The 20701-nt window shown below is 69.7% G+C and carries 20 protein-coding genes; 11 read left to right on the plus strand and 9 right to left on the minus strand.

What is annotated here, in order from left to right:
• Nucleotides 1–11: 11 nt before the first annotated feature.
• Nucleotides 12–1274: an aminotransferase class III-fold pyridoxal phosphate-dependent enzyme gene (locus AC07RM_RS11905; protein WP_495334573.1), complete on the minus strand. Its 1263-nt coding sequence runs from the start codon at nt 1272–1274 to the stop codon at nt 12–14.
• 237 nt (nt 1275–1511) lie between these two features.
• Here AC07RM_RS11905 and nikR point away from each other — a divergent pair, with 237 nt between their 5' ends.
• The 3 genes from nikR to AC07RM_RS11920 all read left to right on the plus strand — a co-directional run bounded on the left by nikR (nt 1512) and on the right by AC07RM_RS11920 (nt 7038).
• A complete protein-coding gene (nikR, locus tag AC07RM_RS11910) occupies nt 1512–1982 on the plus strand; it encodes a nickel-responsive transcriptional regulator NikR (RefSeq protein ID WP_093355885.1) in 471 nt (156 codons plus the stop codon).
• A 93-nt stretch (nt 1983–2075) separates the two neighbouring features.
• Nucleotides 2076–4160, plus strand: a complete 2085-nt coding sequence (locus tag AC07RM_RS11915) for a TonB-dependent receptor (RefSeq protein ID WP_495334574.1) — start codon at nt 2076–2078, stop codon at nt 4158–4160.
• A gap of 76 nt (nt 4161–4236) precedes the next feature.
• On the plus strand, nt 4237–7038 hold the full coding sequence (locus AC07RM_RS11920) for a hybrid sensor histidine kinase/response regulator (protein ID WP_495334575.1): 2802 nt from the start codon (nt 4237–4239) through the stop codon (nt 7036–7038).
• 12 nt (nt 7039–7050) lie between these two features.
• Here AC07RM_RS11920 and AC07RM_RS11925 read toward each other — a convergent pair whose 3' ends face one another.
• A complete protein-coding gene (locus AC07RM_RS11925; RefSeq protein ID WP_495334576.1) occupies nt 7051–7434 on the minus strand; it encodes an energy transducer TonB in 384 nt (127 codons plus the stop codon).
• Nucleotides 7435–7718: 284 nt separating this feature from the next.
• Here AC07RM_RS11925 and AC07RM_RS11930 point away from each other — a divergent pair, with 284 nt between their 5' ends.
• Together AC07RM_RS11930 and AC07RM_RS11935 are read left to right on the plus strand one after the other, a co-directional pair.
• Nucleotides 7719–8258 (plus strand): hypothetical protein, encoded by a 540-nt coding sequence (locus tag AC07RM_RS11930; RefSeq protein ID WP_495334577.1) that lies wholly within the window; start codon nt 7719–7721, stop codon nt 8256–8258.
• Nucleotides 8259–8266: 8 nt separating this feature from the next.
• On the plus strand, nt 8267–8854 hold the full coding sequence (locus AC07RM_RS11935; protein WP_495334578.1) for a hypothetical protein: 588 nt from the start codon (nt 8267–8269) through the stop codon (nt 8852–8854).
• Between the two features lie 18 nt (nt 8855–8872).
• Here the strand turns inward: AC07RM_RS11935 and AC07RM_RS11940 are convergent, their stop codons facing one another.
• Nucleotides 8873–9676, minus strand: a complete 804-nt coding sequence (locus AC07RM_RS11940; RefSeq protein ID WP_431513640.1) for an IclR family transcriptional regulator domain-containing protein — start codon at nt 9674–9676, stop codon at nt 8873–8875.
• 81 nt (nt 9677–9757) lie between these two features.
• Here AC07RM_RS11940 and AC07RM_RS11945 point away from each other — a divergent pair, with 81 nt between their 5' ends.
• Genes AC07RM_RS11945 through AC07RM_RS11965 form a run of 5 tightly spaced genes read left to right on the plus strand, consistent with a single transcriptional unit; the run spans nt 9758 to nt 14496 of the window.
• Complete coding sequence (locus AC07RM_RS11945) at nt 9758–10744, plus strand: Bug family tripartite tricarboxylate transporter substrate binding protein (protein WP_495334579.1); 987 nt, start codon at nt 9758–9760, stop codon at nt 10742–10744.
• A gap of 7 nt (nt 10745–10751) precedes the next feature.
• Nucleotides 10752–12005 (plus strand): aromatic ring-hydroxylating dioxygenase subunit alpha, encoded by a 1254-nt coding sequence (locus tag AC07RM_RS11950; RefSeq protein ID WP_495334580.1) that lies wholly within the window; start codon nt 10752–10754, stop codon nt 12003–12005.
• A gap of 24 nt (nt 12006–12029) precedes the next feature.
• Entirely contained in the window at nt 12030–12494 is a 465-nt protein-coding gene (locus AC07RM_RS11955; protein ID WP_495334581.1) for an aromatic-ring-hydroxylating dioxygenase subunit beta, read from the plus strand.
• Nucleotides 12491–13468: a PdxA family dehydrogenase gene (locus tag AC07RM_RS11960; RefSeq protein ID WP_495334582.1), complete on the plus strand. Its 978-nt coding sequence runs from the start codon at nt 12491–12493 to the stop codon at nt 13466–13468. Before AC07RM_RS11955 ends, AC07RM_RS11960 begins: the two co-directional genes overlap by 4 nt.
• Nucleotides 13465–14496: a 2Fe-2S iron-sulfur cluster-binding protein gene (locus AC07RM_RS11965; RefSeq protein WP_495334583.1), complete on the plus strand. Its 1032-nt coding sequence runs from the start codon at nt 13465–13467 to the stop codon at nt 14494–14496. Before AC07RM_RS11960 ends, AC07RM_RS11965 begins: the two co-directional genes overlap by 4 nt.
• Nucleotides 14497–14506: 10 nt before the next feature.
• On the opposite strand, the gene AC07RM_RS11970 is transcribed toward AC07RM_RS11965, so the two are convergent.
• From AC07RM_RS11970 to AC07RM_RS11995, 6 genes are read right to left on the minus strand one after another with little or no spacing between them, the layout of a single operon-like run.
• Nucleotides 14507–16489: a hybrid sensor histidine kinase/response regulator gene (locus AC07RM_RS11970; RefSeq protein WP_495334584.1), complete on the minus strand. Its 1983-nt coding sequence runs from the start codon at nt 16487–16489 to the stop codon at nt 14507–14509.
• On the minus strand, nt 16486–17448 hold the full coding sequence (locus AC07RM_RS11975) for a sensor histidine kinase (RefSeq protein ID WP_495334585.1): 963 nt from the start codon (nt 17446–17448) through the stop codon (nt 16486–16488). The genes AC07RM_RS11970 and AC07RM_RS11975 overlap by 4 nt, the downstream gene beginning before the upstream one ends.
• Before the next feature lie 2 nt (nt 17449–17450).
• Complete coding sequence (locus tag AC07RM_RS11980; RefSeq protein WP_495334586.1) at nt 17451–18482, minus strand: ATP-binding protein; 1032 nt, start codon at nt 18480–18482, stop codon at nt 17451–17453.
• The gene (locus tag AC07RM_RS11985; RefSeq protein WP_495334587.1) at nt 18473–18877 is read right to left on the minus strand and encodes an anti-sigma regulatory factor; all 405 of its coding nucleotides are present in this window, start codon (nt 18875–18877) and stop codon (nt 18473–18475) included. Before AC07RM_RS11985 ends, AC07RM_RS11980 begins: the two co-directional genes overlap by 10 nt.
• Nucleotides 18867–19241 carry an STAS domain-containing protein gene (locus AC07RM_RS11990; protein ID WP_398492745.1) on the minus strand — a complete coding sequence of 125 codons (375 nt, stop codon included), beginning with the start codon at nt 19239–19241 and terminating at the stop codon, nt 18867–18869. The genes AC07RM_RS11985 and AC07RM_RS11990 overlap by 11 nt, the downstream gene beginning before the upstream one ends.
• An 11-nt stretch (nt 19242–19252) precedes the next feature.
• Nucleotides 19253–20098 carry an STAS domain-containing protein gene (locus AC07RM_RS11995; protein ID WP_398492747.1) on the minus strand — a complete coding sequence of 282 codons (846 nt, stop codon included), beginning with the start codon at nt 20096–20098 and terminating at the stop codon, nt 19253–19255.
• Nucleotides 20099–20475: 377 nt separating this feature from the next.
• On the opposite strand from AC07RM_RS11995, the gene AC07RM_RS12000 reads away from it, so the two are divergent.
• The gene (locus AC07RM_RS12000) at nt 20476–20697 is read left to right on the plus strand and encodes a hypothetical protein (RefSeq protein WP_143129320.1); all 222 of its coding nucleotides are present in this window, start codon (nt 20476–20478) and stop codon (nt 20695–20697) included.
• Nucleotides 20698–20701 lie beyond the last annotated feature (4 nt).

The raw sequence follows: 20701 nt of genomic DNA on the forward strand, positions 1-20701 counted from the left end.
ACGGGAGCGGCTCAGCGGTGGCCGAAGCGTTGGGCGACGGCGGCGAAGGCCGCGTCGGTGGCCTGCAGGGCCCGATCGATGTCTTGCACGGTGTGTGCCAGCGACAGGAACATGTTGTGCTTGGGATGCAGGTAGACGCCGCGGCGCAGCGCCTCGACCGTGAACACTGCCCCCTTGTCGAAGCCCGGGTCTTCGTCGAACAGGATCAGCGGCAGCGCAGCCGGACCCGTCTGGCGCACCGGCACGCCATGGCTCGCGGACTGCGCGGCGATGCCGTCGCGAAAGCGCTGCCCCATGGCCTGCACATGACCGACCACGTCCTGCGCGTCGGCCACTTCGATCGTCGCCAGGCCCGCGGCCATCGCCACGCCGCCCGACCAGAACGAGCCCGTGGTGTAGATGCGCGTGGCCGCCTCGCGCAGCGCGTCGACACCGGTCACGGCAGCAAGCGCATAGCCGTTGGCGATCGACTTGCTCCAGGCGCTGAGGTCGGGCCGCACGCCCACCGTCTCCCAGCTTCCGCCCGCATGCACGCGGAAGCCCGCGCGCACCTCGTCGAGGATCAGCGCGGCACCGGCCTGGTCGCAGAGTTCGCGGGCACGGCGCGCGAACTCCGGCGTGGGCAGCTCCTGGTCGATGCCCAGGTCGTGCTTGAAGGCCGCGCAGACGATGGCGGCCAAGTCCGAACCCGCCTGAGCCGCCGCCGCCTCGAGGCTCGCGATGTCGTTGTAGGTGTAGTGGATCAGGTGCGCGCGGTCCTCGGGCGTGATGCCCTGGGGGATCGGCGTGCACCAGGGATCGGCACCGTGATAGGCCTTGGTCGCGACCAGCACCTTGCGCTTGCCCGTGGCCGCGCGCGCCACCATCAGGCAGACGGTGGTGGCATCGGTGCCGTTCTTCTGGAACAGCACCCAGTCGGCATGGGCGCTGCGCGCGACGAAGCGTTCGGCCAGCTCGACGAAGCGCGCCGAGGGGCCGTCGAGGCAATCGCCCAGGGCTTGCTGCTTGCGCGCGGCTTCATCGACCACCGGATGGTGATGGCCCAGCAGGTTCGGGCCCCAGCTGCACATGAAGTCGATGTATTCGTTGCCGTCGACGTCCCAGACACGGCAGCCCTGGCCGCGCTCGAAGAACTGCGGATAGCCCGCGGGCAGGCCCGCGGCATTCAGGTGCCCCGTCATGCCGCCGGGCACGACCTTGGCGGCGCGTTGCCGGAGCTGGAGATCGTGACGGTTCGACAAAGGGGAAGAGGCGGCGGAAGACACGGACGGCATGCGGGATCCTTGGCTGCTTTTTTCGAAGTTTGACACATGATATATCATGTTTGATGTAGTGCAAACCCGATGGATCGTGTTCCCGGCGCCTCCGGCGCGCGGGGTTTCGCCCATGAAAAAGCCCTCGGTCCTTCGCAGGATCGAGGGCTACCCGGCATGGGCGGGCACGGGGCGGATCGACCGCATCGGCACGCGCTGCTTCTATGATGCGGGCGCCCTCCCCTTCCCGCCCGCGCCATGCAACGCTTCACCATTTCCCTCGACGACGAACTCGCGGCCCAGTTCGATGCCTTCATTGCCGCCAAGGGCTACGTCAACCGTTCGGAGGCCGTGCGCGACCTGATCCGCTCGCGCCTGGGCAGCGCCTCGCTCGACAAGCCCGCGGCGAAGCGCTCGAACTGGTGTGTGGCCAACGTCAGCTATGTCTACGACCACCACGAGCAGACCGTGACCACGCGGGTGCTCGACCTGCAGCACGACCACCACGACCTGGTGATCACCAGCCTGCACACCCACCTCGACCACGACCACTGCCTCGAGACCGTGGTGCTGCGCGGTCCCACCGCCGCGGTGCGCGCCTGCGCCGAGCAGCTGGTGGCGCTGCGCGGGGTGCGCCATGGCAACGTGCACCTCGTGCCGCTCGACGCGGGCGAGTCCCATGCCCATGGCAACGCCAGGCCGCACCGCCATCTGAAGCCGCTGAACTGAGCGCCGCGCCGGCCGGGTGCGCCGATTGGCGTATGGTTTCGCGCCCTGTCGTATGAATAATTCACAGTTGTTCATACACAAGAAGAGGGACCCATGCGCATCCTCCTGCGGCGCTCCCCGTGCCTGTTCGCCACGGCGATGCTTGCCGGCGTTCCGGCCTGGGCCCAGCCCGTCCACCTGCCCCCGATCGAAGTCAGCGGCCCGCGCGATGCGGCCATCGGCACCGCCGACAGCGCGAGCGAGGGCGCGGTGGAGAAAGCCTCGTTCCAGGCCCGCCCCAAGCTGCGCCCCGGCGACATCGTCGAGGCGGTGCCCGGCGTGGTCGCCACTCAGCATTCGGGCGACGGCAAGGCCAACCAGTACTTCCTGCGCGGCTTCAACCTCGACCACGGCACCGACTTCGCGGTCACCGTCGACGGCATGCCCGTCAACATGCCCTCGCACGGCCATGGCCAGGGCTTCGCGGACCTCAACTTCCTGATCCCCGACCTGGTCTCGGGCGTGCGCTATCGCAAGGGGCCCTACTTCGCCGATGGCGGCGACTTCGCGCTCGCGGGCACGGCTTCGCTCGACTACGTGAGCGCGCTCGATGCGCCCTTTGCCGAAGTCACGCTGGGCGCGAACAACTTCCGCCGGCTGCTCGCAGCGGGTTCGCGCACCGTGCAGGACCAGACCTGGCTCGGTGCCATCGAGCTCGAGGGCAACAACGGGCCCTGGGACACGCCCGAACGCCTGCGCAAGGCCAACGCCGTGCTGCGCTACTCGCAGGGCTCGCCGGTGCGCGGCTTCAGCCTCACGGCCATGGCCTACCAGAGCCGCTGGAACTCCACCGACCAGATCCCCGAGCGGCTGGTCGACAGTGGTGAGCTCTCTCGCTTCGGCTCGCTCAACACCACCGACGGCGGCAGGACGCGGCGCCTCAGCCTGTCGGGCAAGTGGTTCGACAACAGCCCCGAGGGGCAGACGCAACTGAGCGGCTATGTCATCGACTACCGCTTCGATCTGTTCTCCGACTTCACCTACTTCCTCAACAACCCCGAGCAGGGCGACCAGTTCGAGCAGACCGACCGTCGCCGGGTCTTTGGGCTGCAGGGCACGCACAGCCGGCCGAATCAGATCGGGGGACTGGATGGCGTGCTGAGCTTCGGCGGCAGTTGGCGCGGTGACCGCATCGGCGAGGTCGGGCTGTACAACACCGTGGCCCGCGAACGGATCTCGACGGTCCGCAACGACAAGGTTCAGCAGGACCTGTTCTCCATGCACGCCCAGCAGCTCGTGAACTTCAGCGAGCGCTGGCGCGGCTACGTCGGACTGCGCGGCGACCTGCTGCGCTACGACGTGCAAGGGCGCGAACCGCTCTATGGCCCGGTCAACAGCGGACGCGGCCACGATTCGCTGGTCAGCCCGAAGGCCGGCCTGGCCTTCACCGTGACGCCGGCCCATGAGCTCTACCTCAACGTGGGCACGGGCTTCCACAGCAACGACGTGCGCGGCGCGACGATCAACGTCGATCCGACGAACGGCCTGCCCGCGGACCGCGTGCCCGCGCTCGTGAAGGGACGCGGCGCCGAGATCGGCTGGCGCTTCCAGCCCAGCGAGGACTTCAGCCTCACCACGGCGCTGTGGCAGTTGCGGCTCGACTCGGAGCTGGTCTATGTCGGCGATGCCGGCACCACCGAGCCCGGCCGCGCCAGCAGCCGCCGCGGCATCGAGGCCACGCTGCGCTGGAAGCTCGGTTCGCGCTGGCGCTTCGAGGCCGATGCGGCGATCTCGCGCGCGCGCTTCCGGGGCCTCGCACCTGAAGGCGAAGGCAACTACATCGACAACGCGGTGGAGCGCGTGTTCGCGGCCGGCGTCATCTACACCGAGGGTCCGCTGACGGCCTCGCTTCGCCTGCGCTACATGGGCCCGCGCGCGCTCGACACGCTGAACACGGTGCGCTCGCGCGCCACCACACTGCTGAACTTCGGCGCGCGCTATGCAGTGAACAAGCAACTCACCTTGGGCCTGGACGTGTTCAACCTCGCGGGCCGCAAGGGCAACGACATCGAGTACTTCTACGCCTCGTGCAGCGCGGGCGAAGTAGCGCGCGGTGCCTGTGGCGACGGCATCGACGGGCGCCATATCCATCCGATGGAGCCGCGCAGCGCGCGGGTCAGCGCGCGCTGGACTTTCTAGCTACCGAAAACCCGGGATGGCCGCCCGCGCCGGCTGAGCAACAATCACCGCTTCCGCGGTTGATCTCCTCAGGCGAATGCGCGCTCCCTCCCTCTCGGTCCGGCTCCTGCTGGTCGCCTCGGCGGCCCTGCTGCCCCTCGCCGTCGTCTGCGGCTTCGCGCTCAACGGGCTGCTGCAGGCCCAGCGCGCGCAGACCCAGACCTCCACCATGGGCGTGGCGCGCGCGCTCGCCACCTCGGTCGACAGCGAGCTGCGGCTCACGATCTCGGCGCTGCAGGCGCTGGCGCTGGCCGAGCCGCTGGGTGCCAACGAGGACAGCGGCCTGATCGACGCGCTGGTGCTCGCCAAGTCGCTGCGCGCCACGCATCCCGAATGGCGCGGCGTGCTGCTGATCGCGCCCTCGGGCAAGGTGGTCTTCAGCAGCGAGGGCTCGGTCGCCGGACCCGACGGCGAGGTGGTCGAGGCCGCCAGCCTGGCCGAGGTGATCCGCACGCGCCAGCCCGGCATCGGCGCGCTGACGCCGGGACCGCGCGGCAACCTGGCCTTCGCGGTGCGGGTGCCGGTGATACGCGACGACACGGTGCGCTACGTACTCACCGCCATCGTGCGGCCCGAGGCGATCGGCGCCGTGCTGGCGCGCCAGCGCGTGCCCGAAGGCTGGACGGTCTCGGTCTTCGATGCGGCGCTGACGCGCGTGGCGCGCTCGCGCGAGGACGAGCGCTTTCGCGGCCGCGCGCCCAGCGACAGCCTGCGCGCGCTGCTGCAGACGATGAAGGACCGGCGCGAATACGTGGGCACCACGCGCAACGTCGACGGCACCGAGGTGCAGACGGCGGTGGCGCGCATCGACGTCACGCCCTGGATCGTCGCGCTCGGCGCCCCCACCGCGGTGGCCGACGACGCGCTGCGCCGCACCCTGGTCGCCTATGGCGGCGGCCTGCTGGTGTCACTGCTGCTCGGCGCGCTCGTGGCCTGGTGGATGTCGCGCTCGATCACGCGGCCGATGGCGCGCCTGCGCCGCAGCGCCGACGCGCTCGGACACCGCCTGCCAGTCTCGCCCCATGCCTCGGGCATCGCCGAGATCGACGCCGTGGCACAGGCGCTGGCCGATGCCGCCACGCAGCGCACCGAGCACGAGGCCGAGCGCGACAGCCTGCTGAACGCCGAGCGCGAGGCGCGCACCGTGGCGCAGGCGGCGCAGACCCAGCTCGAGCGGCTGGTGAGCGCGAGCGCGGTGCTGTCGCGCTCGCTGGAGGAGGAGTCGACCCTGCAGGCGATCGCCGGCATCATCGTGCCGCACGTGGCCGACCTCTGCCGCATCGACCTGCTCGACGAGCACGACGTGCTCGAGCGCAAGCTCACCCACCATGCCGACCCCGCGCGCAGCGCCGAGATCGCGAAGTTCGTGGACAACAGCGCGGCCCCGACCACAGGCCCGGGCTCGTTCCCCTGGGCCATCGCCAGCGGCCAGACCTTCATCGGCAACCTCGACCGTCCCGGCGATTTCGAGCTGCTCGACCCGCAGCTGCGCGGCTTCGTCCAGATGCTGGGCATCACGGCCGGCTGCGTGGTGCCGCTGGTGGCGCGCGGCCGCACCATCGGCGCGATGGCGATCCTGCAGGACCGCTCGAAGCGGCGCTTCTCGCCGGCCGACGGTGCCCTGATCGGCGAGCTCGCGCAGCGCGCCGCGCTGGCCCTGGACAACGTGCGCCTGCTCGCGCGCGCCCGCAAGGCGCAGACCCAAGCCGAGGTGGCGAGCCAGGCCAAGGACGAGTTCCTCGCCATGCTGGGCCACGAGCTGCGCAACCCGCTGGCGCCGATCTCGCTCGCGCTCACGCTGATCGAACGCAAGGACGAGAAGGCCTTTCCGCGCGAGCGCCAGATCATCGAGCGGCAGGTGCGCCACCTGTCGCGACTCGTCGACGACCTGCTCGACATCTCGCGCATCGTGTCGGGAAAGATCGTGCTGCGGCCCGAACCGGTCGACCTGCGCGACGTGGCCGCCAAGGCGATCGAACTCACGCAGCCCGCGCTGCAGCCGCGCGCGCGCATGCCGCGGCTGAGCCTGCCCGACCAGCCGGTGCCGGTGCTCGGCGATCCGCTGCGGCTGGTGCAGATCGTCTGCAACCTGCTGAACAACGCCGCCAAGTTCACCCAGCCCACCGACGGCATCGCGCTGGACCTGCGCATGGTCGGCGGCCAGGCCGAGCTGTCGGTCAGCGACGAGGGCATCGGCATCGCGCCCGAGCTGCTGCCGCATGTGTTCGAGCGCTTCGTGCAGGGCGCGCAGCAGCTGCAGCGCGCCGCCGGCGGCCTGGGCCTGGGCCTGGCCATCGCGCAGAGCCTCGCGAAGTTGCATGGCGGGCTGATCGAGGCGCAGAGCGCCGGCGCGGGACAGGGCAGCCGCTTCATCGTGCGCCTACCGCTGGCCGGCGCCGCGGCCACCGAACCCGAGGCGCCCGCCGATGCCGCCGCCATCGGCGCGCCCACGCTGCGCCTGCTGCTGGTCGACGACAACCTCGATGCGCTCGATGTGCTGGCCGAGTGGTTCGCGCTCGAAGGGCACGAGGTGCGCAAGGCCGGCAGCGCCGAGGAGGCGCTGCAGCTGCTCGAGGCCGGGCCCGTGGACGCGGGCATCTTCGACATTGGCCTGCCCGGCATGAGCGGGCATGAACTCGCGCGGCGCGTGCGCGAGCGAGAGCGCGAATCGGGCACGCGCCGGATGGCGCTGATCGCGCTGACCGGCTATGGCCAGGAATCGGACCGGCGCCAGGCGCTCGAGGCCGGTTTCGACGCCCATTTCTCGAAGCCGGCCGACCTCGGCAAGCTGCGCGAGGCGCTGCGCCAGCTCACGGACGACGCGCCGGCCATCGCCTGAGCGGCGGCGCTTTCAGTCGAGCCTTTGTTGCTGCGGCAGCGAGGTGATGAAGAAGCGGATCGGCACCTCGTGCCACACCACGGTGCCGTCGTCGGGCGTGGGCTTGAACTGCCACTTCCACACCGTCTCGACCGCCGAGCGGTCCAGGCGCGGATAGCCGCTGGACTTCTGCACCTCGATCGCGGCCGGCTTGCCCGCCGGCGTGGTGCGCACGCGCAGCATCACCATGCCCTGCTCGCCATTCGTGCGCGACTCGGCGGGATATGGCGCATTGGGGTTGGGCGGGTTGGGTTTCCATTCGCCGGGGTCCGCGGGCGGGTTTGCAGCGCAGGCGGCCAGCAGCGAAAGGACGGTGCCCGTAAGCAGCATTCGCGCGGGGAAGGGACGGATGTTCATAGGCCGTTGTCGTGATGGTGGTCGCACGAGCCAGCGAGCCTCATCGGGGCCTGCGGCAGGGCTGCGCATTTTGCATCGCTAGCTCGCCGCCGCATCGGCGACCGGCGCGTGCCGTCGGCCTCCTCCATCCGGAGGAGAGATGCTCAGCTATTGACTTCCCCCATTGTTGAGTCGTGCCAGCCAATGTATCTTGTTGTTTCACTGAATCGAAGCCGACGCATCCGACGACGCAATCCCCAGGGCAGGCAGTGAGTACAGCTCCACCGGAAAACACACAAGGCGAAATGCATTTCTTCAACGGACTCCCCCGCCTCCCGGTCGTATTGATCCTGGCGATCTGGAGCGTGGCCGCTCTCTGCGCCGCCTATTTGCCTTCGGAAGTCGCACGCGACATCGATTCGATCAATCCGATGCCTTCCCTGTGGAAAGCGCTCTCGGGATGGAAGGGGTTCCTCAAGTCCGACTTCCCGGAGATTTCCTCCCTCTATTACTCGATCGTCTGGTTCAGCTACCCCTTGTTCTTCTACATCCTCTGGCGTTGGCTGGAAGCGTGCATGAAAAAAGGAATCGATGGCCTGCTCGTGAAGCCGGACCTGAAGCTCTCGGACAAGGCCCTGATCGTCTTCGCCATCCCGGTGTTCGCGCTTCTCACCTATGGCATCGCCATCGGAAATCAGGGTCAGGGGCTCAGATATCTTGAATTGGGCAGTTCCAGGTTCGACCTGGCGCTGTTCGGAATCATCGCTCCCGCCGCGGCGGCGATTTGCTCGGTGATCGTTGTGTTCGGCCTATCGAGGCTCTTCGGCTTCGGGAGCACGAAATGAACCACGCCATGAGCGACAAGGAGTTCGACGCACTCGGCAAGATCAATGCGGACTTCACCAGGCATTCGCTGCAGTCCTGGCTGTTCTTCGCACTGCTGTTCTTCGTCTTCCTCTTTCTTCGCGAGCTGCTGGCCGGCGACAACCACCTCGTGATCGAAGCCATCCCTCCGCTGAAGAAGATCCACCTTCTACAGACGGATTCCTCGCGACTTGCCGCGGAGTATTTTTCGATCGGAGTCCTCTTCGTGCCGCTGGTCGCCATTTTTCTCGGCGTGAATCAGAAGATGCATCTGCGGCTGAAGTCCGGCCTCTCGCGCCAGCCGTCACAGCTCAAGGGCCTGTTCACGATCTACTTCCTGGCGCTTCCATTCTTCCTGATCCTGCTGTCGTTCTATTACTGGCTGCCGATCGATCTGGCGAATCCGAGACTGTTCGGCCAGCAACTGATCCACCTGATGATCCAGTCCCGAATCGCCCTGTGCCTGCTGGGAAGCTTTTCGCTGATGGTGCTGGCCTACGTGCTGCTGGCCACTGGAAGCATCCTCCTGTTTCCTTTTCGTTCCTTGATCGCTCGGCTGTCTGGCGCGCTGCGCTGAACGCGACGACGGCGCCCCTCATCCCGGATACAGGCGCGCACTCAAGCTCGCACTCGCCTTCTGCAGCGCCGGCAGGAAGGCCTCGCGAAACTCCGCCAGCGTCATGCGCTCGGTGCGCACAGCGATGCTCATCGCCGCCACCACCTGCTGCGCGCGATCACGCACCGGCACGGCCATGGAGCGCACGCCGAGCTCGAGCTCGCCGTCGTTGCTGGCGTAGCCCTCGCGCCGGCAGCGCGCGACGATGGCCAGCACCTCGGCCGCGTCGGTGACGGTGCGCGGCGAGAGCCGCGGGCGCGGCATGGCGCGGATGCGGCGCTCGGCCTCCTCGGGCGGCAGGCTCGCGAGCAGCACGCGGCCCAGCGCCGCGCAGTAGGCCGGCAGGCGCGAGCCGATGCCCAGGCCGGTGCTGAGGCTGCGCCGCGCGGTGGAGCGCGCGATGATGATCGCGTCGTCGTCCTGCAGCAGCGCGAGCGAAGCTGACTCGCGCGTGCGCTCCGACAGCGCGTCGAGCAGCGGCTGCGCCACCGAAGGCTCGGGCCGCGACGCCAGATAGGCATGCGCCACCAGCAGCGCCTTCGGCAGCAGCCAGAAGCGCTTGCCGTCGCTGTCGAGGTACCCGAGCGCGCGCAGGGTCAGCAGCGAGCGCCGCGCCGAGGCCGGCGTGCTCATCGTGAGCCGCGCGACCTCCGACACGTTGAGCCGGCTGTGCTGGCGGCCGAAGCAGGTCAGCACGGCCAGCCCCTTCTCGAGCGAGGCGACGAAGTTCTTGTCGGGGACGGCCTCGTCCTCGCCCGGGGCGGTGGTTTCGTTTTTGCGCATAGCGCAAATCTAGCTTGTCCGGCCACCGGCTCGCAAGGACACTGAAAACCCCTCGATGCACGAACAAGACGGAGACACACGATGTTCCACAGACTCGCCGCGCGCACGCTCGGCCTGGCGGCCCTGGCCGCGCTGATGCTGCCCGCGCTGCCGCTCGCCGCGCAGGCGCAGACCACCAACGAGAAGGTCGCGCGCATGATCGTGCCCTTCCCCGCCGGCGGCACCGCCGACATCCTGCCGCGCGTGGTGGCCGACAAGCTGCGCGACCAGTTCCCCGGTGGCCTGGTGATCGAGAACCGCACGGGCGCCGGCGGCAACATCGGCGCCGACGTGGTCTACCGCGCCGAGCCCGACGGCAAGACCCTGCTGGCCTCGCCGCCCGCGCCGATCGCGATCAACCAGCACCTCTACAAGAAGCTGGGCTTCGACCCCACGCGCTGGGTGCCGGTGACGGTGCTCGCGACGGTGCCCAACGTGCTGGTGGTGAACCCGAAGCTGCCGGTGCACAACGTGGCCGAGTTCATCGCCTACCTCAAGGCCAACCCCGGCAAGGTGAGCTTCGCCTCGCAGGGCAACGGCACCACCTCGCACCTCACGGCCAGCCTGTTCATGCAGCTCACGGGCACCGAGATGACGCACGTGCCGTACAAGGGCACGGCACCCGCGCTGGTGGACCTGATCGGCGGCCAGGTCGACGTGTTCTTCGACAACATCTCCTCCTCGTTGCAGTTCGCTCGCACCGGCAAGGTCCGCATCCTCGCGGTGGCCGACGAGCACCGCAGTCCCGCGCTGCCCGAGGCGCCGACCTTCGCCGAGCAGAAGCTGCCCGCGATGAATGCCGTGACCTGGTTCGCGGTGGTCGCGCCGCCGGGCACGCCGGCACCGATCGTGGCCTCGACGCAGAAGGCCATCGCCACCGCGCTCGCGCTGCCCGACGTGAAGCAGAAGTTCGCCGAGCAGGGCGCCGAGCCGCGCGGCTGGGACAGTGCCCGCACCGGCCAGTTCATCCAGGCCGAGTCCGCCAAGTGGCACAAGGTCATCCAGAGCGCCAACGTCACCCTCGAGTAAGCCCGCCATGTCCATCGCTTCATCCACCGCGCCCGCGCAACCGATCCACTGGTCGGGGCCCGGCCTCACGCGCATCCCCTTCGGCGTCTACAGCGACGCGCAACTGGCCGCCGACGAGCAGGCACGCATCTTCCGGGGCCAGACCTGGAACTACCTGTGCCTCGAGGCCGAGCTGCCCGAGGGCGGCAGCTACCGCACCACCTTCGCGGGCGAGACACCGGTGGTGGTGGTGCGCGATGACGACGACGAGATCTACGCCTTCGAGAACCGCTGCGCGCACCGCGGCGCGCTGATCGCGCTCGAGAAGTCGGGCCGCAGCGAGAACTTCCAGTGCGTCTACCACGCCTGGAGCTACAACCGCCAGGGCGACCTGACGGGCGTGGCCTTCGAGAAGGGCGTGAAGGGCCAGGGCGGCATGCCCGCGAGCTTCTGCAAGGAGGCGCACGGGCCGCGCAAGCTGCGCATCGCGCGCTTCTGCGGGCTGGTGTTCGGCAGCTTCTCGGAGGACGTGCCCTCGATCGAGGAGTACCTCGGCGACGAGATCTGCGCGCGCATCGAGCGCGTGCTGCACAAGCCGGTGGAGGTGATCGGCCGCTTCACGCAGGCGCTGCCCAACAACTGGAAGCTCTACGTCGAGAACGTGAAGGACAGCTACCACGCGAGCCTGCTGCACCTGTTCTTCACCACCTTCGAGCTCAACCGGCTGTCGCAGAAGGGCGGCGTGATCGTCGACGAGAGCGGCGGCCACCACGTGAGCTACTCGATGATCGACGCGGCCGCGGAAAAGGATGCCTCGTACAAGGAGCAGGCGCTGCGCTCCGACAACGACCGCTACCGCCTGAAGGACCCGAGCGTGCTCGCGGGCTTCAAGGAGTACGACGACGGCGTGACCTTGCAGATCCTCTCGGTGTTCCCGGGCTTCGTGTTGCAGCAGATCCAGAACTGCCTCGCGGTGCGCCAGGTGCTGCCCAAGGGCAGCGCGCGCACCGAGCTCAACTGGACCTACATCGGCTATGTCGACGACACGCCCGCGCAGCGCCGCGTGCGGCTCAAGCAGTCGAACCTGGTCGGGCCCGCGGGCTTCATCTCGATGGAGGACGGCGCGGTCGGCGGCTTCGTGCAGCGCGGCATCGCGGGCGCGGCCGACCACGAGGCCATCGTCGAGATGGGCGGCGACGGTGCCGTCTCGAGCGAGGGCCGCGCGACCGAGGCCTCGGTGCGCGGCTTCTGGAAGGCCTATCGGCAGCACATGGGCGCTTGAGCACCCGACGAGGAAAGAACACCCATGATCGACCTGCTGGCGCTGTGCGCCTTCAACGCGGCCTATGCCGATGCCATCGACAGCGATGCGCTCGAGCGCTGGCCCGACTTCTTCGCCGAGGACTGCCACTACCGCATCACCCACGTCGAGAACGAGCGCGAGGGACTGCCCGCGGGCATCGTCTACGCCGACTCGCGCGCGATGCTCGAGGACCGTATCGCCGCGCTGCGCGAGGCCAACATCTACGAGCGCCAGCGCTACCGCCACCTGCTGGGCATGCCGCTGCTGCTCGAGGCCGAAGCCGACACGGCGCGCGCGCGCACGCCCTTCATGGTGGCGCGCATCATGGCCACGGGACAGACCGAGATGTTCGCCACCGGCAGCTACGAAGATCGCTTCGTGCGGCGCGAGGGCCGCCTGTTGCTGCAGTCGCGCGTGGCCGTGTGCGACAGCACGGTGACCGATACCCTGCTCGCGCTGCCGCTGTGAACGCCGAGTCTTCTCTTCGAACGCCACGCCGGCTCGCGCTCACGGCGGGCGATCCCAACGGCATCGGGCCCGAGATCGCGCTGAAGGCATTGGCCGCGCTGCCGCGCGAAGACCGTGGGCACATCGTTCTGTACGGACCGGCCAACGTGTTCGAACGCACGGCGGCCCAGCTCGGCCTCGATGCGCTGCTGCGCGACGCCAGGCTGGTCGCGACCGACGACTTCGAGGGTCGCCCCGGACAGATCGACGCCGCAGCAGGCGCCTCCGCGGTCGCGTCGGCCACGGCCGCGCTGCAGGCCTGCCGGCGCGGCGAGGTCGATGCGGTGGTCGCCTGCCCGCACCACGAGACCGCGATCCATCGCGCGGGCATCGCCTTCAGCGGCTATCCCTCGCTGGTGGCGCGCGTCTGCGACATGGCCGGGGACCGCGTGTTCCTGATGCTCGTGGGCGGCGGGCTGCGCATCGTGCATGCAACGCTGCACGAGAGCGTGCGCACCGCGCTCGAGCGCATGACGCCCGCACTGGTGGCCGAGGCCATCCGCGCCGGCGCGCGGGCCTGCGCAACGCTCGGCGTGACGCAGCCTTCGATCGGCGTGTTCGGCATCAACCCGCATGCGTCCGAGGGCGGGCTGTTCGGGCCCGAGGATGCGGCGATCGTCGCCCCGGCGGTCGAGGCCGCGCGTGCCGAGGGCCTGCGCGTGGACGGCCCCGCGGGCGCCGACATGCTGCTCGCCGATCGCGCGCACGACCTCTACGTCGCGATGTTCCACGACCAGGGCCACATCCCCGTCAAGCTGCTGGCGCCGCGCGCCGCGAGCGCCCTGAGCATCGGCGCCGATGCGCTGCTGTCGAGCGTGGGCCATGGCAGCGCGATGGACATCGCGGGCCGCGGCATCGCGAGCCCCGAGGCCGTGCTGCGCACCATCGCGCTGTTGTCGGGTCTGCCGGCCGCTTCCGGCGAGGTCGTGCCATGAGCCACCGCATCGCCATCGCCGACAGCGACCTGGCCTTCGACGCCGACGAGGGCGAGACCGTGCTCGACGCCGCCTTGCGCGCCGGCATCGAGCTGCCCCATTCCTGCCGCAAGGGCGTGTGCGGCAACTGCGCGGGCACGGTCGCGCATGGCGAGGTCGCACCCGCGGGCCGCGGCGCGATGGTCAACGAGACCTGCGGGCCGGGCCAGGTGCTGTTCTGCATGTGCACGGCCGCGAGTCCGGCGCTCGAGATCCGGCCGGTCTCCTGGCGGCGCGTCGATCCCGCGGCGCGCAAGCGCTTCGCGGCCAAGGTGTTTCGCCACCAGCTCGCGGCGCCCGACGTCTCGCTGCTGCAGCTTCGACTGCCCGCGGGCCAGCGCGCGCGCTTCCAGGCCGGCCAGTACCTGCAGCTGAAGCTCGACGACGGCAGCACGCGCTGCTACTCGATGGCGAATCCGCCGCACGAGAGCGACACGCTGACGCTGCATGTGCGCCACGTGCCCGGCGGCGCCTTCAGTGCGCGCGTGCCGCAGCTCGCGAGCGGCGATGTGCTCGAGGTGGAGCTGCCGTTCGGCGCCTTCTCGCTGGCCGGTGGCAGCGAGGACACCGGCCCGTTGGTCTTCGTGGTCGGCGGCACGGGCTTCGCGCCGGTCAAGTCCATCCTCGACGACCTGATGAAACGCCGCGTCGACCGGCCGATCACGCTGCTCTGGGGTGCGCGCCGGGCGCAGGACATCTATCTGCCCGCCGCGATCGCGCGCTGGCAGCGGCAGTGGCCGTCGCTGCGTTTCATCGCGGCGTTGAGCGACGAGGACGCCACGGCGGATGACAGCCTGCGCGCCGAGCAGGTCCGCGGCCGGGCCGACGAGGCGCTGGTGCAGGCCTGCCCCGACCTGCGCGGGCACGCGTTGTACTGCTGCGGTTCGCCCGCGATGGTGGCGGCGGTGCGCGAGGCCGCCCTCGCGCGCTGCGGCCTCGATGCCGCCGACTTCCACTCCGATGTGTTCGTGGAGGGCCCGGCGGCCTAGGAGGCCGCGCTCAGCCGTGGCGCTGGTTGATCAGCGTGATCAGCGCATGCGGCTGCAGCGGCTTGCCCAGGTGCACGTCGAAGCCGGCCTCGGTCGCCTTGCCATGGTCCTGCGGCCGGGTGAAGGCCGTGTGCGCGATCGCGAAGACCCGTGGCTTGCCGCGCTCCACCTGGAGCAGCCGCAGTTCGCGGATCAGGTCGTAGCCATCGCGGCCCGGCAGGCCGATGTCGCTCACCAGCACGTCGGGCCACTTCTGGTCGAGCAGTTGCAGCGCCACGTCCACGTCGGGCGCGATGCGCACCAGCGCGCCCGCGTCGGACAGCACCACGGCCAGGATCTCGCTGGCGTCCGCGTTGTCCTCTACCACCAGCACCTCGAGCCCCGCGAGCAGGTGGTCCGACGGCGAATCGGCGGACGACTGCCGCGCATCGAGCAGGATGATCCCGCCGTCGCCATCGGGCACCACGCCGAGCGACACGCGCAAGGTGGCGCCCTTGCCCTCGCCCTCGCTGTGCGCCGAGACCTGCCCGCCATGCAGCTCGGCGAGGTTCTTCACGATCGACAGCCCGAGGCCGAGGCCGCCGTGGAAGCGGTTGTCGGGCGAGTCGCTCTGCGAGAAGCGGTCGAACAGGTGCGGCACGAAATCGCTCGCGATGCCGCGGCCGAAATCCTGCACCGACAGCAGGAGCCGGTCGCCGCTGCGCACCAGGTCGACCACGATGCGGCCGCCTTCGTTCGAGAACTTGATCGCGTTCGACAGCAGGTTCCACACGATCTGCTGGAAGCGCGTGCCGTCGAGCCAGGCGGCCTGCTCGGCGCCTTCCTGGTTGAAGTGGATGAGCAGCTTCTTCGCGGCCACGGCTGCGTTCGAGGCCTCGATCGAGGCGCTCACCAGCGCGGCCGGGTCCACCCATTCGCGGTGCAGCCGCAGCTTGCCCGAGCTGATGCGCGAGACGTCGAGGATGTCGGAGATCAGCCGCGCCTGCGCCTTCACGCTGCGGTCGATGGCGTTGAGGCCCTTCTCCATCTGCTCGGGCGCGCGGTTGCCCACCTTCAGCAGATGCACCCAGCCGCCGATGGCGTTGAGCGGGTTGCGCAGCTCGTGCGAGAGCACGGCCACGAAGTCGTCCTTGGTGCGGCTCAGGCGCTCGGCCGAGGCGCGCGCCGCCTGTTCGCGCTCGAGCACCTCGCGCCGGCGCGTCTCGAGTTCGAAGCGCTCGGACACGTCGAGCGCGATGCCCACGCGCAGGCCCGGCTCGATGGCCGTGGACATGGTCCATTCGAGGCGGGTCCAGCGGCCGTCCTGGCGCAGCAGCGGGAACTCGCCGGTCCAGGTCGCCAGGGGCCGCAGCGGATCGTCGTTCTCGACGGTGTGGTCGTGCACGAAGGCGGTCCAGTCGGGCGGCGCGAAGGCGCTGACCGCCTGGCCGATCAGCGTCTCGCGCGGCCGGCCCAGCATGCCGACCATCGCGGGATTGACGTCGGCGAAACGCCCCAGGGCGTCGACCAGCGCGATGCCCAGCGGCGCCTGGTCGTAGATGGCGCGAAAGCGCGCCTCGCTCGCGCGCTGCTTTTCCTCGGCCAGCCGCGCGCGGATCAGCGCCTGCAAGGTGGCGATCAGCACCGGCGGTTCGACCGGGTGCACCAGGTAGGCATCGGCGCCCGCATTGAGGCCGGCCACCTTGTGCTCGTTGCGCACGAAGGTCGCCGACAGGTGCACCACCGGCAGGGTCGAGGTCTCGGGCCGCTGGCGCAGTTGCTGGCAGACCTCGAAACCGCTGAAGTCAGGCAGGTGCACGTCGAGCACCACGGCCGAGATGTTCTTCGGCGCCAGCCGCACGGCCTCGCCGCCGGTGCCCGCCTCCTGGGTATGGAAGCCGGCCGCGCGCACCACGCGCGCGGTGGCGTAGCGGGTGGTGGGGTTGTCGTCGACCACCAGCACCGTGTGCTGCGAACGGTCGATGGTGATGTTGATGACGGGGTCGATGTTCATGCCTGCCCCGCGTGTTGTTCGTTCCCGGGGCCGCCCTGTCCGTTCCAGCCCCAACCGTCCTCGCCGCCCTGCGCCTCGGTGCCGGGCTGGCGCCGCAGCTGCACCGGCAGCGTGACCGAGAAGGTCGAGCCCTTGCCGAGCGCGCTCTCGAGCTCGACGTGGCCGCCGAGCAGCGTGGCGAGCTGCTTGCTCAGCGACAGCCCGAGGCCGGTGCCGCGCAGCCGCTTCTGCACCGGCGAATCGACCTGCGAGTAGTCGTCGAAGACGGCCGCATGGTGCTCGGGCGCGATGCCGATGCCGGTGTCGGCCACCGAGAAGCGCACGCGGTCCTCGCCCACGCGCATCGCGGTCACGCGCACCTCGCCCTCGGGCGTGAACTTGAGCGCGTTCGAGATGAAGTTGCGCAGGATCTGCGACAGCTTGCGGTCGTCGGTGTAGAGCTTGGGCAGCCCCTCGGGCTCCTCGAAGATCAGCGCGGTGGCCGGGTTGCGCAGCACCGGGCGAAACATGCCGCGCAGCGCCGAGAACAGGTCGACCATCTCGAACCAGGCCGGCGAGATCTCCACGCGGCCGGCCTCGATCTTGGCCAGGTCGAGCAGGTCGTCGACCATCTCGGCGAGTTCCGAGGCCATGGTCTCGACGAAGCCGACCTGCTTCTCCTGCTCGGCCGTGAGCGGGCCGTCCATGCGGTCGCTGAGGATGCGCGTGATGCTGCGGATCGCGCTGATCGGCGTGCGGAATTCGTGGCTCATGTAGGCCAGGAAGCGGCTCTTGAGCTCGGTGGCCTTCTTGAGCTGCTCGGCCTGCGCATCGAGCTCGGCATAGAGCGCCACCACGCCGCGGTTGGTCTCCTCGAGTTCGGCGCGCAGGTCCGCGCCCTCCTGCCGGCTCTCGGCCAGCTGGCGCGCCAGTGTCAGGGGGTCGGTGTCCTGCGCGGTCCCGGGTTCGCTGCTGCTCATCGCTATTCCTTTCGCCGCAGAACCACGACCGTCGCATCGTCGCGGTGACGCGTATGGTCGCGCAAAAGCACGGCGGCCACCAGTGTGGGATCCTTTTGCAGCAGCCCTCGGACGCGGTCGGCATGCCAGCGCGTCTCGATGCCGTCGCTGTGCAGCACCACCAGCGCATGCGGCGGCAACTCCAGCGTGGCGGTTTCGGGCTTGCGGATCTGCATGCCGGCGGTGCCGTGCTGGGTCACGATGGACTTGTCGAAGGTGCCCGAGAGCACACGCCCGACGATGTTGCCGGCGCCGGACCAGGCGATGCGCCCGCTTTCCGTGTCGAGGCTCAGCACGCACACGGCCGCGCCGCGCGTGGTCTGCAGCCGCTGGTGGATCTGCTGCAGCGTGTCGCGCAGGTCGCGCCGCGGCGTCTCGGCGAAAACCTCGGCCGCGGCCTGCCCCGCCTTGGCCGCCTCGGGCCCATGGCCCAATCCGTCGGCGAGCAGCACGCAGAACGCGTCGCCCTCGTCCGAGACCGTGGCGGCCCAGGCATCGCCGCTGACGGATTCGAACGGCGCCGGCAGGCACAGCGCGCCGATATGCAGCCGCTGCGCACCCGGTGCCTCGCCCGCGCCGCGGCCGCGCGCCTCGCGCACGCGCGCCACGCAGACCGTGCCTTCGGGCACGGAGGAATGGATGTCGAACTCGTCGGCCAACCGCCGCACCGCGCCGAGGCCGGTGCCGGGCGTGCTGCCCGAGGAGTGGCCGTCCTGCATCGACAGCGCGAGGTTCTCGATGCCCGGTCCCTGGTCGATCGAGACGATCTCGAGCTCGTGCATCTGCGGCCGCGCGGCGATCAGCAGCCGGCCCTTGTTCGCATGCCGCAGCAGGTTGGTGCCGAGCTCGGTGACCACCAGGGCGACCCGCCCCGCGTCGACTTCGTTCCAGGCCATCTCGGCCACGGCCTGTGCCGCATGCCGCCGCGCCTCGCCGATGCGGCTGGCATCGTCGATCGGAAACGCCTTGTGGGTCCAGCCCGCGATCACTTCCACTTGGTGATGCTCACGCGCGTGCCGGCGCCGGGCGCCGATTGGATCTCGAAGTCGTTCACCAGCCGCTTGCTGCCGGGCAGCCCCAGGCCCATGCCGGTGCCGCTGGTCCAGCCATCGGTCAGCGCCAGCGCGATGTCCTCGATGCCGCGGCCCTCGTCCTCGAAGTGCAGCAGCAGGCCGCGCCGGCCGTTGCGCTCGACGAACTCCCAGCGCATGCGCCCGCCACCGCCGTGGATCAGCGCGTTGCGCGACAGCTCGCTGGCGGCCGTGATCATCTTGGTCTGGTCGACCAGCGACAGCTTGAGCTCCTGGCACAGCGCGCGCACCATCTGCCGGCTGGCCACGATGTTCTGCTCGGACAGCAGCGGCAACGTGCCCGTGGGGTCAGCGGCCAAGAGCGTTCTCCAGGCGCGTGCGGCGCAGCATCTCCATGCCGCGCTCGACGTTGAGCGCCGTCTTCACGCCATCGAGCGACAGCCCGAGTTCGACCAGCGTGATCGCCACCGCCGGCTGCATGCCGACCACCACCGTGGTGGCCGACAGGATGCGGGCGATGCCCGAGATGCTGGTCAGCATGCGGCCGACGAAGGAGTCGACGATCTCGAGCGCGGAGATGTCGATCATCACGCCCGAGGCGCCGGTCTTGGCGATCTGGCCGGCCAGGTCGTCCTGCAGCTGCAGCGCGGTCTGGTCCTGCATGTCGACCTGGATGGTCACCAGCAGGATGTCGCCCATGCGCAGGATGGGAATGCGGTCCATGGCGACTCCGCTCAGGCCGTGCGCTCGACGCGCCAACCCGCCTGCTTGAGCGCCAGCGAGAGCGCGTCGGCCAGCGTGGCCTTGGTCTGCACGCCCTGCAGGTCGATGCCCAGGTGCACGATGGTCTGGGCGATCTGCGGCCGGATGCCGCTGATGATGCAGTCGGCGCCCATCAGGCGGATCGCGGTCACGGTCTTGAGCAGATGCTGGGCCACCAGGGTGTCGACCGTGGGCACGCCCGTGATGTCGATGATCGCGATGCCGGAGCCGGTCTCGACGATGCGCTGCAGCAGCGCCTCCATCACCATCTGCGTGCGGCCGCTGTCGAGCACGCCGATCATGGGCACGGCCAGCACGCCCTCCCACAGCTTCACGACCGGGGTCGAGAGTTCGAGCAGCTCCTCCTGCTGGCGGCGGATGATGTCCTCGCGCGCCTGCTGGAAGGTGGTGACCGTGTGCTGCGCCAGCTTGTCGACCGCGGCCGACAGCGCCCACAGCGCCGAGGCCATGCCGGCGGAATCCTTCGCCAGCCGGCGCTGCAGCGCAGCGAACAGCGGCTTCTTGAGCGCCAGCACGAACAGGCTGGTGTCGCCGGCCGATTCGCCCTTGGCCGCGCGCGTGCGCGAAAGGTTGGCCAGCGTGTCGCGCAGCGGCGTCCATTCGGCCGCCTCGAAGCGCTCGGCATCGCCGCCCGCGGCCAGCACGCCGTCGAGCTGGCGCAGCAACTCGGCGCCCTCGGCCCTGGCCGCGCGGCGCGCGCCCGGCTCGTTCACCCCGGCTTCGTTCAGCCAGCCCTCGATGACGTCGTTCTCTTCCTCGCGCAGCGTCGCGCGCAGCGCTTCATGGTCGTTCTTCATGGATTCCTCTCGGTATTCGTACGGTTCCCGGGCCCACCACCGATCGCCGCGTGCATCGATCATGCACGCGGTGACTCCCGTCCCTCTTTGAGTATTTGGTTTCGCATTCGGGATCGTATCCCCCGGCCCAGCGCGCGAGAGACGCGGCGTCGGTCAAGCGATGCCGCGTCTTGGCGTAGGCCGTGTCCCACGCTCGGGATCGGCGGACCGGAACTTCGACTGGGCCCGGATTCGCGGCGGCGCGCAATGTCTTTTGACATAGCGGCGGATTTCTTGTTGCCTGGATGTGGGATGCAGGCCGCGCTGCGTATCCATTCGTACGCCGACGTACTGCTTGCGCCTACATGCGCGGCGCGCCGGCGCGGGACAATCGCGCCATGGTGGAGATCAGCAACATGGACATGGATGCACTGGCCGCAGAGGCCGCGGAATGGCGCCGTCGCGCCCTGCGCGGCGACGCGCGGGCACGCGGCATGGCGCATGAGCTGGAGCGCACGCTGCGCCGGCGCCTGCCCTCGATGCCGGTGGCGGGCCTGGAGCTCGACACCCGGCCGCTCGAACTCCGCAAGCCGCCACCGCGCTGGTGGAAGCTCTGGTAGGCAG

Source organism: Variovorax sp. GW821-FHT09B05, assembly GCF_059418265.1.

Coding starts and splice junctions, on each gene's coding strand:
- AC07RM_RS11905 (WP_495334573.1), bottom strand. CDS start 1,274: ATGCCGTCCGTGTCTTCCGCCGCCTCTTCCCCTTTGTCGAACCGTCAC.
- nikR (WP_093355885.1), top strand. CDS start 1,512: ATGCAACGCTTCACCATTTCCCTCGACGACGAACTCGCGGCCCAGTTC.
- AC07RM_RS11915 (WP_495334574.1), top strand. CDS start 2,076: ATGCGCATCCTCCTGCGGCGCTCCCCGTGCCTGTTCGCCACGGCGATG.
- AC07RM_RS11920 (WP_495334575.1), top strand. CDS start 4,237: ATGCGCGCTCCCTCCCTCTCGGTCCGGCTCCTGCTGGTCGCCTCGGCG.
- AC07RM_RS11925 (WP_495334576.1), bottom strand. CDS start 7,434: ATGAACATCCGTCCCTTCCCCGCGCGAATGCTGCTTACGGGCACCGTC.
- AC07RM_RS11930 (WP_495334577.1), top strand. CDS start 7,719: ATGCATTTCTTCAACGGACTCCCCCGCCTCCCGGTCGTATTGATCCTG.
- AC07RM_RS11935 (WP_495334578.1), top strand. CDS start 8,267: ATGAGCGACAAGGAGTTCGACGCACTCGGCAAGATCAATGCGGACTTC.
- AC07RM_RS11940 (WP_431513640.1), bottom strand. CDS start 9,676: ATGCGCAAAAACGAAACCACCGCCCCGGGCGAGGACGAGGCCGTCCCC.
- AC07RM_RS11945 (WP_495334579.1), top strand. CDS start 9,758: ATGTTCCACAGACTCGCCGCGCGCACGCTCGGCCTGGCGGCCCTGGCC.
- AC07RM_RS11950 (WP_495334580.1), top strand. CDS start 10,752: ATGTCCATCGCTTCATCCACCGCGCCCGCGCAACCGATCCACTGGTCG.
- AC07RM_RS11955 (WP_495334581.1), top strand. CDS start 12,030: ATGATCGACCTGCTGGCGCTGTGCGCCTTCAACGCGGCCTATGCCGAT.
- AC07RM_RS11965 (WP_495334583.1), top strand. CDS start 13,465: ATGAGCCACCGCATCGCCATCGCCGACAGCGACCTGGCCTTCGACGCC.
- AC07RM_RS11970 (WP_495334584.1), bottom strand. CDS start 16,489: ATGAACATCGACCCCGTCATCAACATCACCATCGACCGTTCGCAGCAC.
- AC07RM_RS11975 (WP_495334585.1), bottom strand. CDS start 17,448: ATGAGCAGCAGCGAACCCGGGACCGCGCAGGACACCGACCCCCTGACA.
- AC07RM_RS11990 (WP_398492745.1), bottom strand. CDS start 19,241: ATGGACCGCATTCCCATCCTGCGCATGGGCGACATCCTGCTGGTGACC.
- AC07RM_RS11995 (WP_398492747.1), bottom strand. CDS start 20,098: ATGAAGAACGACCATGAAGCGCTGCGCGCGACGCTGCGCGAGGAAGAG.
- AC07RM_RS12000 (WP_143129320.1), top strand. CDS start 20,476: ATGGTGGAGATCAGCAACATGGACATGGATGCACTGGCCGCAGAGGCC.